Source organism: Photobacterium kishitanii, assembly GCF_000613045.3.
GTDB classification, from domain to species: Bacteria; Pseudomonadota; Gammaproteobacteria; order Enterobacterales; family Vibrionaceae; genus Photobacterium; species Photobacterium kishitanii.
Genome location: NZ_LN794352.1, coordinates 2,234,536 through 2,248,103, shown reverse-complemented (window position 1 = coordinate 2,248,103; position 13,568 = coordinate 2,234,536). Strand labels below are relative to the sequence as shown.

12 protein-coding genes are annotated in these 13,568 nt (G+C 39.9%); 3 read left to right on the top strand and 9 right to left on the bottom strand.

Annotation, left to right across the window (positions count from 1 at the left end; translation table 11 throughout):
* The first annotated feature begins 553 nt into the window (after positions 1 to 553).
* Positions 554 to 1,960: an endonuclease/exonuclease/phosphatase family protein gene (locus PPBDW_RS10525; RefSeq protein ID WP_162271198.1), complete on the top strand. Its 1,407-nt coding sequence runs from the start codon at positions 554 to 556 to the stop codon at positions 1,958 to 1,960.
* 75 nt (positions 1,961 to 2,035) lie between these two features.
* Here PPBDW_RS10525 and yciA read toward each other — a convergent pair whose 3' ends face one another.
* The 9 genes from yciA to PPBDW_RS10480 form a co-directional block, all read right to left on the bottom strand.
* Positions 2,036 to 2,437: an acyl-CoA thioester hydrolase YciA gene (gene yciA, locus PPBDW_RS10520; protein WP_036795362.1), complete on the bottom strand. Its 402-nt coding sequence runs from the start codon at positions 2,435 to 2,437 to the stop codon at positions 2,036 to 2,038.
* A 13-nt stretch (positions 2,438 to 2,450) separates the two neighbouring features.
* Positions 2,451 to 2,990, bottom strand: a complete 540-nt coding sequence (locus tag PPBDW_RS10515) for a septation protein A (protein WP_036795361.1) — start codon at positions 2,988 to 2,990, stop codon at positions 2,451 to 2,453.
* A 117-nt stretch (positions 2,991 to 3,107) separates the two neighbouring features.
* Positions 3,108 to 4,352, bottom strand: a complete 1,245-nt coding sequence (locus PPBDW_RS10510) for a dicarboxylate/amino acid:cation symporter (RefSeq protein ID WP_080888901.1) — start codon at positions 4,350 to 4,352, stop codon at positions 3,108 to 3,110.
* 409 nt (positions 4,353 to 4,761) lie between these two features.
* The gene (gene trpA, locus PPBDW_RS10505; protein WP_036795357.1) at positions 4,762 to 5,568 is read right to left on the bottom strand and encodes a tryptophan synthase subunit alpha; all 807 of its coding nucleotides are present in this window, start codon (positions 5,566 to 5,568) and stop codon (positions 4,762 to 4,764) included.
* Positions 5,568 to 6,758: a tryptophan synthase subunit beta gene (gene trpB / locus PPBDW_RS10500; RefSeq protein WP_036795356.1), complete on the bottom strand. Its 1,191-nt coding sequence runs from the start codon at positions 6,756 to 6,758 to the stop codon at positions 5,568 to 5,570. The genes trpA and trpB overlap by 1 nt, the downstream gene beginning before the upstream one ends.
* Before the next feature lie 2 nt (positions 6,759 to 6,760).
* On the bottom strand, positions 6,761 to 8,161 hold the full coding sequence (gene trpCF, locus PPBDW_RS10495; RefSeq protein WP_036795354.1) for a bifunctional indole-3-glycerol-phosphate synthase TrpC/phosphoribosylanthranilate isomerase TrpF: 1,401 nt from the start codon (positions 8,159 to 8,161) through the stop codon (positions 6,761 to 6,763).
* A 2-nt stretch (positions 8,162 to 8,163) separates the two neighbouring features.
* Positions 8,164 to 9,174, bottom strand: a complete 1,011-nt coding sequence (gene trpD, locus PPBDW_RS10490) for an anthranilate phosphoribosyltransferase (RefSeq protein WP_036795353.1) — start codon at positions 9,172 to 9,174, stop codon at positions 8,164 to 8,166.
* Positions 9,175 to 9,185: 11 nt separating this feature from the next.
* Positions 9,186 to 9,815 (bottom strand): aminodeoxychorismate/anthranilate synthase component II, encoded by a 630-nt coding sequence (locus PPBDW_RS10485; protein WP_036795352.1) that lies wholly within the window; start codon positions 9,813 to 9,815, stop codon positions 9,186 to 9,188.
* Between the two features lie 10 nt (positions 9,816 to 9,825).
* Entirely contained in the window at positions 9,826 to 11,418 is a 1,593-nt protein-coding gene (locus tag PPBDW_RS10480) for an anthranilate synthase component 1 (RefSeq protein ID WP_054262059.1), read from the bottom strand.
* A 493-nt stretch (positions 11,419 to 11,911) separates the two neighbouring features.
* Between PPBDW_RS10480 and rnm the strand changes: the two genes are divergently transcribed.
* Together rnm and PPBDW_RS10470 are read left to right on the top strand one after the other, a co-directional pair.
* On the top strand, positions 11,912 to 12,805 hold the full coding sequence (gene rnm / locus PPBDW_RS10475) for an RNase RNM (RefSeq protein ID WP_036795351.1): 894 nt from the start codon (positions 11,912 to 11,914) through the stop codon (positions 12,803 to 12,805).
* Positions 12,802 to 13,422, top strand: coding sequence for an L-threonylcarbamoyladenylate synthase (locus PPBDW_RS10470; RefSeq protein ID WP_036795349.1), 621 nt, complete (start codon positions 12,802 to 12,804; stop codon positions 13,420 to 13,422). Before rnm ends, PPBDW_RS10470 begins: the two co-directional genes overlap by 4 nt.
* The last annotated feature ends 146 nt before the right edge of the window (positions 13,423 to 13,568 follow it).

Genomic DNA, 13,568 nt, shown 5'->3' with positions numbered 1-13,568 from the left:
TTTTTAGTATGCCACCATACTAACCAAATATTTATAGCTAACAAGTATTTATAATTATTAATTTTTATGAAATATGACAACCAGTATCAGTTGTGATTTACACGACTAATTATATGTTACTTGTTGTTTATATTTATGCAACTTATTGTATTATATCATTGGTGCATATAATGAAATGACAATATGTAATTAAATGTTTATTGAGAATATAATTAGAGTACTGATTATACGAATTATGTTGTTGAAGTAAGATCACAAAATGAAGCTTAATTCATTTGTCTTATTTTTTCGTTATACACAGCTATAGTATTTAAAGACGATAAATTATCCCTTAATGGGGTGTTTTTGTCCGTTTATGGAGAAGAAATCCCAATTAGCGATAGGTGTCTTTTTTGATTTTAAAAAATAAATCATTTGTAGTCATTTTAATATTTAATAAAATCCTCGCTATATCATTAATAGAAAATTGTTTTTTGTAACAATAGTAATTTAATTAATTCTAGCGATATTGATAATGTAATTAATATCAATCTGACCTAAAGTTAAAATAAAAATGAATAAAACGTTATTAGCAACATTATTAGCAGCGTCTTTTATAATGACAGGCTGTAATGATAATCAAAATACAATCCAACCAACACCTGTTTCTGAAGTGAAATTTGCGCAATTTAACGCAGCACTTGCTGTAGATAATGATCCTACAGAAACGTATCAACGTTGGGTTGAATACATGACGATTCCTGTTGCAAAACAAAATGAGTTAATTGCAGCGTGGAAAAATGATACAGCAAATGAAGCTGATCATTTATTGGCTGAGCGTATTATTCAGATCCGTAATATTGCCGCTATTATTCAAAAAAATCGACCTGATGTTTTATTGTTAAATGAATTTAATAATAACGGTACAGTAGATGATGTACGTTCATTAAATGGTTTCCAGCAAAACTATTTGGCGGTAAGCCAGAGTCTGAATAGTGTTGATGGTGGAAATATGCAACAACCTATCGTATATCCTTATGCTGAGAACTATGCGACTAATACTGGGTTAGCAACTGGCTTGGATTTAGATAATAACGGTAAAACCGATGATGCTAATGATGCTCAAGGGTTTGGTTTCTATCATGGTCACTACGCATTTGCATTGTTGTCTAAGTTCGAAATAGATACGGCTAATACGCGTACCTTCCAGAATTTTAAGCGTAAAGATCTACCTAATGTAGTTAGGCCAACTATTGAGGTTTGTGACAGCTCTAAATACCCAATTCCAGCTGAAATGTGTAATAAAGCATGGTTTAGTGATGAAGAGTGGGAAGTATTACGCTTATCATCTAAAAACCATGTTGATGCACCGATCATTATTCCAACCCCAAGTGGCAATAAAACCATTAATGTGTTGTTAGCACACCCAACGCCTTCAGGTTTTGATACTGTTACCTACAATAACCGTTATCGTAATAGTGATGAAAATGCGTTCTGGAGTTATTACATTAATGGTGAGCCATCATTATATGATGATAGTGGCACTAAAGGTGGTTTTAGTGGTGAACACTTTGTTGTAATGGGAGATTTGAATGCTGATAATGTAGTTGGTACTCAAATCAACGCGCCATTTGACGGTATCATTCAATTACTTGCTAATGAAAAAGTCAATCAAACTGTTGCTCAAGTAGGCCAACCATTTACACCACAAAGCAGTGGTGGTCTTGAGTCTAAAAATCCAGCTAATAACTGGAATCCTGTACATCCTAATCCTGAAATTCGCACAAGTGTATTTGGCTCTCGAGCAGATTACGTCTTACCTTCAGCGAGCTTAAACGTTATCCAGAGCGGTATTTACTGGCCAGCAGTGGGTGAGGAAGGACGATTACTGTTTAACGATGCACGCATTGGTATGCATGGAGATAGTAAAGAAGTGTCTTCTGATCACCGTTTTGTATGGTCAACAGTGAGCGTTAAGTAATCAGAAAGGCTGGTACATTTAGTCTGCTTAGTAATAAAAAAGCACCGTGAAAGGTGCTTTTTTTATGAAGCTAGGTTACTGCGGGACTTCAATTTTACGAGGACGGCCTTCGCTATTAATCGCAACATAATTAAATGTCGCTTCACAAACGCGGTAACGTTCACCTACGCCATCGACAGCAACGGTTTTCACCCATACTTCAAGACCCACACTCATTGATGTATTACCGATACGCTTACATTCACCGTAGCAACAAACAACATCACCTACGCCAACTGGCGCTTTAAATTCTATCTTATCAACAGAAACAGTAACCACGCGGCCACGAGAAATTTCTTTAGCTAAAATAGCTCCTGCAAGATCCAATTGTGACATGATCCAACCACCAAAAATATCACCATTTGCATTGGTATCGGCAGGCATTGCTAATGTACGCAGTAAAAGCTGTCCACGAGGGATATTGTTTTCAGTAGTCATCGGTTATACAACTTTATTTATCATCAGGGCTTTTAGGTAAGTGGCGATAAATATAGCCACCCGTGGCTAAGGTAAATAGTAGCGTTAACGCTAGTAAACCAAATACCTTGAAATCCACCCAAATATCAAGCGGGAAATTGAATGCAATATAAATGTTTACAATAGCACAAACAACAAAAAATACTGTCCATGCCATATTGATACGTAACCAAACGTTATCTGGTAGGGTCATTTCTTTGCCAAGCATCGATTTAATCAATGGTTTGCGCATTAGTTGGCTAACTAGCAGTGCGAGTGCAAATAGACCATAGATAATAGTAACTTTCCATTTAATGAAGTTTTCATCATGTAAAATAAGAGTCAAACCACCAAAAATGGCGACCATAACAAAGGTAATTATCTGCATTTTTTCTAGTTTTTTATAGATAATCCACGTAACGATCAGTTGGATTGCCGTCGTCACAATCAACGCACCTGTGGCGACAAAAATACCATTGGTTTTAAATAACACAAAAAAGATCAGTAATGGAATAAACTCTATCAGTTGCTTCATTGGTACGGCTCATTAAAAAGAATTAACCAGAGTATACCCGTTCCAAGCCTTGAATGAAAAAAAGCTACTTAGTTGCCCAAGTAGCTATTGATTATATTGTAAAATGAGTAGTGACTATTATGATGTTACTGCAACTGGTTGTTGTTGATCTTCATATAAACTATCAATAATTACGGCACATGCCGCATCACCAGTAATATTGAGTGCGGTACGAATCATGTCAAAGATACGATCAAGCGCAAATAATAATGGTAAACCTTCAATCGGAATACCAGCAGAAAGAAGTACAGCAACCACTAAGAATGATGGTCCTGGTACACCGGCTTGGCCAATAGCACCGATGGTTGAGGTGACAATGATAGCAATATAAGCACTCATACCCAGTTCAATATTGAAAATTTGAGCAAAGAAAACAGCAACTAAACCATAGTAAATAGCATTACCACTCATATTAATAGTGGCACCTAGCGGTAATACAAATGAAGCGGTTGAGTTTTTAACGCCGAGATCTTCTTCACATGTTTCCATTGTAACGGGTAATGTTGCCATTGATGATGCTGTAGATAATGCTACTGCTTGGGGCTTTTTCATAGCTGAAAGAAATTTAAGCGGTGAAGTTTTTGAGAACAGCTTAATCATGATTGGGTAACCAATAAAGCCATAGATCAAAATAGCGGCAACATAAACAGTAAATAGTTTTAGTACGACAGTTAGCGCGCTGAATCCAAAAGTACCGATCGCATCAGCCATTAAACCAAACACACCGATAGGTGCAAACTTCATTACAACGTTAATCATCCATACCATTGCATCTACAATAGCATTTATGCCGTTAATTAATGGTTGGCGACGTTCTAGTTCTAGTTTAGAAAGTGCAATGCCAAAAAATAAGCAAAAAACCAAAATTTGAAGGATATTAGCTTCATTTAAGGAGTGAAAGATATTAGTTGGGATCATACCTAAAATGGTTGCCCAAAACGAAGGTAATGCTCCTTTATCGGCATAAGTGTTGGCAAACATTCCTGCAACACCAGATAAATCAACCCCAGTTCCTGGTTGGAATACTACCCCCATCACAAGCGCTAATGCGACCGCAAGTGCCGACGTTATTCCGAAAAAAGCTAATGTTGTGACACCTATTTTACCGGCGGCATGGCTACTACCTAAGCTTGCAGCACCTGAAATAATAGCGACAGCAACTAAAGGTATAACTAGCATTTTAATAAGATGGATGAAAAGACTACCAAGCGGCGCAAACATTACTGCATCATGTCCCATTATGATGCCGACAATCGTACCGATGATCATTGCTATAACGACTTGTATGCCGATATTATTTAACAATTTTTTATTTTTTAACACGATATATACCCCTGTGATATCGAGATGACACTTTAGCGATGTTGTTGGTTTGTTTTTATTTGTTTCAAATGTTGCCGTTATTGTTATTTTGTATATTTGGTGTGTCTTTTACACTGAAGGGGATATGTTGGCAATATATAAATGATTATTTTACTGATGATTATTATGTATTTTATGAATATACAAATTATTATCATTGGAATATTTTGAGCAGATGTTGAAATTTAAATAATAAAACATGAGGGGGTTTATTGATGTTTATTAGCTGGGGTAAGTATGTGGGGTGAATCAGGTGTGATTTATTGTTAACAGAGTATTTCATTGTTAACGATGAGGCCGATCAGTCGAGCCTTGTGAGCATAGGCAACAATAGTCACCAAAAAACGTTGGTGACTATTGTGATAATAAATTAGAAGCGTGTTGCTAATTTCATCTGGGTGACAAAGTGACTTAATGCATTAAGCATCTCACTTTGATCCTGTAAGTTGTGTTCGATAATATTGACGACGGCTGATCCTGAAATTGCCCCTGCTGCGCCAGCTTTAATTGCAGCTTGAACTTGGGCTGGGGTTGAAATCCCAAAACCTAATAATGCTGGCGGTGCGTTATGTGATTTTAAGCAGGCTAAAAGAGGTTCAATTGGCATTTCAGCTTTTGTTTCTGCACCTGTTACTCCTGCTCGTGAAAGCAGGTAAGTATAACCACCACCAAGTTCTGATACTGTTTTTAAAGTTTCTGTGTCAGCGTTAGGTGGAGCGATAAAAATAGGGTGAATACCATGTACTTCTGCTGCCATTCTAAATTCGTGTGAAGCATTAACGGGCACATCGGCAATTAACACTGAATCAACTCCTGCGTCAGCACAGCGACGATAAAAATTATCGATACCAGAGGCAAACACTAAGTTAGCATACATCAGTAAACCGATAGGTAATTCAGGATACTTAGCTCGAATCTTGGTTAGCATTTCAAAACAGATTGTTGGAGTGGTTTTAGCAGCAAGCGCGCGAATGTTTGCACCTTGAATCGTTGGTCCATCAGCAAGAGGATCAGAAAAGGGAATACCTAATTCTAATGCATCTGCACCTGCGGCCACTAAGGTATCAATAATATCCATTGAGTGCTGTGGCGTTGGATCGCCAAGAGTTACAAACGGTACAAAAGCCCCTTCATTACGGGCGCTAAGTTGAGTAAATAGGTTGTGATAGCGATCCATTATAAAACTCCTTTCGCCGTTAAAATATCATGGACAGTGAAGATATCTTTATCACCACGACCTGACAGGTTGACCACCAGCAATTGTTCTTTTTGTGGTTCGTCGGCAATCATTTTTAATGCGTAAGCGAGTGCATGAGCTGACTCTAGGGCTGGAATAATACCTTCTTTACGGGCTAGTAATTGAAACGCCTCTAATGCTTCGTCATCAGTAACTGCACCATATTCTGCACGACCAATCGCATTTAGATGTGCGTGTTGTGGTCCAACAGATGGAAAATCTAACCCTGCAGAAATAGAATATGACTCTTCAACTTGGCCATGTTCATCTTGCATTAGCGGGGCTTTCATACCAAAGAAAATACCAAGTTTGCCATGTTTAAGCGGTGCGCCATGCATGTCTGTGTCTAATCCTTTGCCTGCTGGTTCAACCCCAATTAAACGGACATTACTTTCTTCGATAAAATCAGCAAACATACCAATGGCATTTGAGCCACCGCCGACACATGCAATAACGGCATCAGGTAAACGGCCTTCTTTAGCCATAATTTGGGTTTTCGTTTCTTCCCCAATGATTTTTTGAAACTCACGTACTATGGTTGGAAATGGATGTGGTCCAGCCGCGGTGCCTAATAGGTAATGGGCTGTATCATAACTGGCTGACCAATCACGCATTGCTTCATTACAAGCATCTTTTAAGGTTGCTGATCCTGAATGGACGGCGATTACTTTCGCTCCCATTAATTTCATCCTAAAGACATTGGGGCTTTGGCGTTCAATGTCTTTTGCTCCCATATAAATACGACATTTTAATCCCAGTAGTGCACAAGCGAGTGCTGTTGCAACGCCGTGTTGACCAGCACCTGTTTCAGCGATAATTTCTTTTTTCCCCATTCGCTGGGCAAGTAATGCCTGGCCTAATACTTGGTTGGTTTTATGTGCGCCACCATGAAGAAGATCTTCACGTTTAAGGTAAAGTTTAGTGTTTGTGCCTTGAGTTAAATTTTGACACAACGTTAATGCTGTTGGTCGGCCAGCATATTCTTTTAATAGGCTCATAAATTGTTGCTGAAACTGTGGATCTTGTTGGGCGTCAATAAAAGCATCTTCGAGTTGATCTAGCGCTGGCACTAAAATTTGGGGGACATATTGGCCACCAAACTCACCAAAGTAGGCATTCAATTTACTCATAATTATTTATCTTCCTTAATGTGTTTGATTGCTGCAAAGGCTGCTGCTAATTTCTGGGGATCTTTTTTACCGGGGGCTGTTTCAACACCTGAATTTAAATCTAAGCCACTAAAACCCAGTGATGCAGCATGGTGTGCATTATCAGGGGTCAGTCCACCAGCGAGTAAACAGTTTGATTTGTCAGTAGTGGTAATCAGTGACCAATCAAAGCTGACGCCAGTACCGCCACTTTTCCCTTCAACTTTACTGTCAAAAAGGTGTTTATCAGCTGGCCAGAGGCTGATATCAGGGACGCTATCGGTAATGGCATGCGCTTTCCATATTTGACAATCAATGGGCAGCTTTTTACGTAACTGATTAATATATTGTGGTGACTCATTACCGTGTAATTGTACTGCTGTGAGTGCTAATTTTGTGGCGATCGTTATAACTTCAGTGAGTGGACTATTTTGGAATACGCCGACAAAACCTAGCGGTGCAGAAGTAACGATAGCTGCCGCTTGATCGATGCTGATATAACGCGGTGATGATGGTACGAAAATTAAACCGCCATAAGTTGCCCCTTGCTGGTAGACTTCATTTGCATCTTCGGTTGACGTTAAGCCGCAGACTTTATGCTCACCAAATAATACTTTGCGTACCGCGAGATCAAGGTTATCAGCAGCCATTAATGAACTACCAATTAAAAAGCCGTTAGCATAATGTGATAGTTCACGTACTTGCTGATGGGTATAAATTCCTGATTCAGAGATAACAATCGTACCTTCAGGGAGATCAGGTGCAAGTTGCTTAGTACGATTTAAGTCAATAGTGAGGTCGCGTAAGTTACGGTTATTAATGCCGACAACTTTCGCTTTAAGATTGATGGCGCGTGTCAGTTCAGTTTCATTACTGACTTCAGTTAAAATACCTAATTGTAGCGATTCAGCAACGGCTGCAAGGGTTTGGTATTGATCGTCATCCAGTACCGATAGCATCAGTAAAATAGCATCAGCTTGATAATGGCGTGCTAAATAGACTTGGTAGCTATCAATCATAAAGTCTTTACACAAGATCGGCTGTTTAACCTGACTACGTACTTTGGGTAAAAATTCGACATTACCTTGAAAGTATTTTTCATCAGTGAGTACTGAGATAGCACTGGCGTATTGGTTATAGACAGTTGCAATATAATCTAAATCAAAATCTTCACGGATTAAGCCTTTAGATGGCGAGGCTTTTTTACATTCAAGAATAAAAGCAGGGCGGCGAACATTATTATCGTCAGTGTTGTTTAGCGCTTGATAAAAATCACGATCACTTGGGGTTAGCTGATGGCGAAAACTGGCAAGTGGTTGGGCTTCTTTACGCGCATCAACCCATATCTTTTTATCCGCAATAATTTTAGTAAGTACTGTTTCCATAATTAACCTCGTGCGGCCAGTTGTTGTACTAATTGATAAGCGCTGCCTGAACGCATAGCGGCAATGGCTTGTTGGGTATTTGCTTTAAGATCTTGTTGACCAAAAAGGCGCAGTAATAGTGCGACATTGACTGCGATCGCACCTTCTTGAGCCGGTGTCCCTTTACCCGTTAGAATATTTTTGATAATGGCTTGATTTTCTTTTGGTTCCCCACCGCGAATAGCTTCTAAAGGGTAACTGTTAAGCCCGAAATCAGCAGGAGTGAGAGTATATTCGGTAATAACACCATCAATGATTTCAGCAACATGGGTTTCACCATGAATCGCGACTTCATCAAGGCCACTGCCATGCACAACAGCTGCGCGTTTTAATCCCATGGTTGCTAAGGTTTCAGCAATAGGACGCACTAAAGCATTATCGTAAACCCCCATTAATTCAATATTAGGTTTGGCAGGGTTAATTAATGGTCCTAATACATTGAAAATAGTGCGAGTTTTTAATGTTTGTCGTACCGGCATTGCATGGCGTACACCACCGTGATATTGAGGAGCAAATAAAAAACAGACTCCGAGCTCATCTAATGCTTGGCGCGCTGTTTGAGCTGGCATTGCTAAGTTGATACCAAACTTATCGAGTAAATCAGATGAACCTGATTTACTTGAAACGCCACGATTACCATGTTTAGCGACTTTAACGCCACAAGCTGCTGCTACAAATGCGGCAGTGGTTGAAATGTTAATGGTATTAGCCCCATCGCCACCGGTGCCGACAATATCAGCAAAATCATAATCAGGACGAGGGAAAGGATTGGCATTCTCCACTAGCGCTTTTGCGGCTCCTGCAATTTCATCCGGTGTTTCACCTTTGATTTTTAATGCAGTTAATACTGCTGATAATATAATAGGTTCAACCTCGCCATTAATAATGGCATCAAACAGGGTATGGCTTTCTGCTTGGCTTAGAGGTTGTTGAGCATAAAGCTTCTCAGCAATATCAGAAATAATAGCGTTCATAATCATCTTCCTTAATGGTTATTTTGGCATTCTGTAGGTGACGCCATCACCCAAGCCAGTGTGTGAGTGAGTAGCTCTGCGCCTTGGGTTGTGAGGATTGATTCAGGGTGAAATTGAAAGCCACAGACTTTATCGTGTTCATTGATAACGGCCATCACCAGTCCATTTGCAGTAGCAATCGTTTTAAGTTCTGTTGGTACTTCAGTAGCAACTAATGAGTGATAACGGGCCACGGCTAATGGGCTTGCGAGCTGACCAAAAACAGGATGTTGATTATGGGTCATCATTGCAGCTTTACCATGAACAATATCGCCTGCGCCAGCGACTTGACCACCATAAGCTTCGACAATCGCTTGATGACCAAGACAAATCCCCAGTATCGGAATTTTACCCTTAACCGATTGAATAAGGGCTGGCATGCACCCAGCATCAGCCGGAGCACCGGGACCTGGTGATAACACTAACACTGGATTCTCATGTTCAAGTAATGCGTGTTCGATGTGCTGCGCTGATAGGTTATTACGATAAACGGTTACCGGTAAACCGAGGCTACGAAATTGATCAACAAGGTTATAGGTAAAAGAATCAAAGTTATCGAGTAGAACAATATGGGGATTATGGTGACTATTTTTAATGGTCATACTGTGCTCCTTAACCTTGATGGGTACTACGAATAGCATTGATAACGGCTTGTGCTTTGCTTCTGGTTTCGTCGGTCTCAGCTTGCGGTATTGAGTCGTAGACGACCCCCGCTCCAGCCTGCACACTGGCAATTCCGTTTTCAACATACGCTGAACGGATCACAATGCAGGTATCCATATCGCCATGACCAGTGATATAGCCAACTGCGCCGCCATAACTACCACGTCGACGCTGTTCAACATCACGAATAAGCTGCATGGCTCTAATTTTAGGAGCGCCAGTTAAAGTGCCCATGTTCATACAGGCTTGGTAAGCATGAAGGGCATCTAGATCATGACGTAATTGACCAACCACTCGTGATACGAGGTGCATTACATGGCTATAGCGGTCAACATGTAATAGATCGGCAACGTGGCGACTACCTGCTTGGCAAATACGCGCGATATCATTACGAGCCAAATCAACGAGCATCATGTGTTCGGCGTTCTCTTTAGTATCACAACGCAGTTCTAATTCGATGCGAGTATCGAGATCTAAATTGATTGAGCCATCACTGTTTTTACCCCGTTGACGAGTACCTGCGATTGGGTAAATTTCAACTTGATTGGACTCAGAGCAATACTTTAAGGCACTTTCTGGTGATGCACCAAATAAGGTAAAATCAGTATCATGTAGATAAAACATGTATGGACTTGGATTACCTATTTTTAATGCCTTATAAGCGTTAAGCGGTGATGGGCATGGCAAAGTAAATTGACGCGAAGGAACTACTTGAAAAACATCACCACGAATAACAAAGTGTTTGAGATCTGCCACTGTTTGGCTAAAAGCGTCATCACTAATACTGGTGTGAGGTTCACATGCAGCAACAGGTTCTGGTGTTGGTAACGTTTGCGGATTTTGGCAATGGGTTTTTAGTGTCTCTAAACGTTGCTGAAGCTGGTCGTAAACCTGTGGTGTACTATTATCAAAAATAGTCGCTTGTAAGTGGGCTTGTTGACGTTGGTGATCGATGATCAATAACGTTTCGGCGATATAGAAAATGTAATCAGGGCAGTTATTATCGCTATCAACGGCTGCGAGAGGTTCAAAGTCAGCCACTAAATCATAGGCAAATAAACCACCAATAAATAACGCATCCCGAGGGTGGTTATCAGTATCAAATGCTTGTTGAATCAGACGTAATGCATCAAAAGATGATGTTTGACGTAGGCGACTATCTTCATCTAAAAGTTGATCGTGATTTGGAAATTGTAACTGTAAGTTATCAGCACAATAAGTCGCTTCAATATCAGGCTTGAGATGTGTTTTTAGTGCGCGTAATAACTGGCGACCATTGTCTGACTGGGGTTCTAATACAACAGTTTTTCCACGACAGACAATGCGTATTGCTGCATCAATTAAGAGCAAGCTTTTCAGATCTTGCTTAGAATCGACCTCGGCCGATTCTAATAGTAGATGGCAAGGACTATCGCCACAAAGCGTATAATAAACGTCAGTTGGGTCAGCAATATATGCTACATCTAAATTTAGTAATTCAATCTGATGTTGGGCTAGTGCTGTCGCGTTATAAGGATGAGATCCAATCGAGTTAGTATTCACAGCGTTCTCCCTGCCGTTTGTACAAAATAGCAATCCTGCTTTCATTGTTCGATAGTGGCGTAAACTAAGCATTTGAGCAAGACTAGTTTTTTACTTTTACCTACAATTATTAACAATATGTTTTTTTGCACATTGTTTGGGTCAAATTTATAATAATCAATATATTGGGATGTTGTTTTTAGCTGCGTTATAGCCCCAAAAAGCCCGCTATAATAACGGGCTAATGTGAAACTGCAGATTGTTACTGAATTTCACACTTCCCATACGTAACAATGCCACCAATAGGTCATGAATAAAGTCGATTGTTGTGTACTAATTTGCTGTAACATGACGTTATCCTATTTGTCTGCTGCTATATCCAAGGTTTATCGAGGTGTATAGCAGTGAATTAGTTTAAACTAGCTAAAGGTTGGGTTATTGAAACTGACCATCATTGCCTAGTAATTGCGTACTAGTAAACTAGTTCATAAAAACAAAGTCAAGAAGTAAAGTTATGTTGTTTGATTTACATTGTCATACTACAGCGTCAGACGGCCGCTTATCGCCGCAAGATCTTGTTCGACGTGCCGTTGAAATGCGAGTTGATGTGTTGGCAATTACTGATCACGATACAATTGATGGGCTTGCACAAGCACATGCAGTTATCGAGCAAGAACAATTACCGATCACATTAATTAATGGTATTGAGATATCAACAGTATGGCAAAACTTTGATATTCATATCGTTGGGCTTAATATAGATCCCAATCATCCTGAGTTAATTTCATTTATTAACGCTCAAGCTGCACATCGACTTGAACGTGCAAAAGAGATTGGCGCACGATTAGAGAAAAACAAAATGCCAGGTGCTTTTGAAGGCGCTATGGCATTGGCGGGTGACGCATCGATTACACGTGCGCATTTTGCTCGTTGGTTGGTTGAACAAGGTTATGCCAAAACTATGCAAGCGGTGTTTAAGAAATTCTTAACCCGTGGCAATCCCGGTTATGTACCACCTAGTTGGTGTTCCATTGCTGATGCCGTCACCGTGATTCATGCTGCTGGTGGTCAAGCAGTTATTGCACATCCCGGTCGCTATCAAATGACGGCAAAATGGATAAAGCGTTTAATTCAACACTTTATTGAAGCGGGAGGTGATGGTATTGAAGTTGCTCAACCTCAACAAGCACCGCAAGAACGACGTACCTTTGGGGATTACGCCATCCAATATAATTTACTCGCCTCACAAGGGTCTGATTTTCATTATCCATCACCGTGGACTGAATTAGGCCGTAACTTGTGGTTACCAAAAGATGTGTCACCGCTGTGGCAAGATTGGACGGTAGAGAAAAAGCGAGTAGAGGTAGAAATAACCGCTGAGTTATCTACCTCGAAGGAGGATAAATGAGTCAATTTTTTTATGTACACCCAGAAACACCTCAAGCACGCTTAATAAGTCAAGCTGTTGAGATTATTAAAAATGGTGGTGTTGTTGTTTATCCAACAGATTCAGGTTATGCCTTGGGTTGTCAAATGGAAAACAAACAGGCACTTGAGCGTATTTGCCAAATTCGACGTTTAAATGATAAGCATAACTTTACGCTGTTATGCCGTGATTTATCTGAGTTGTCGCTTTATACTCGTGTCGATAATATCGCCTTTCGTTTATTAAGAAATAATACTCCTGGTGCGTATACATTTATCTTTAAAGGTACTAAAGAAGTACCACGCCGATTGATGAATGCTAAGCGTAAAACGATCGGTATTCGTGTTCCTGATAACAATATCGCTCTGGCGTTGTTAGAAGCGTTAGGCGAGCCAATGATGTCGACCAGTTTAATTTTACCGGGTAAAGATACTACGGAAGCCGATCCGGATGAAATTCGTGATCAATTAGAGCACGCCGTCGATTTAATTATGCATGGTGGATATCTTGGTGAGCAACCAACCACTGTTATCGATTTTAGTGATGGTGATATCAATATTGTACGTGTCGGTGCTGGTGATATTACACCGTTTGAATAAAACAGTTTAATTTACCTGTAATTGTATTGCGATAATATGCATTTTTATAAACGTATCTCATTGTTTGCGATACGTTTTTTTTATCGCTATTTTTATGGTAAATAAGCTATATATTTGCGATAATAATCGGCTACATATCTAGCATG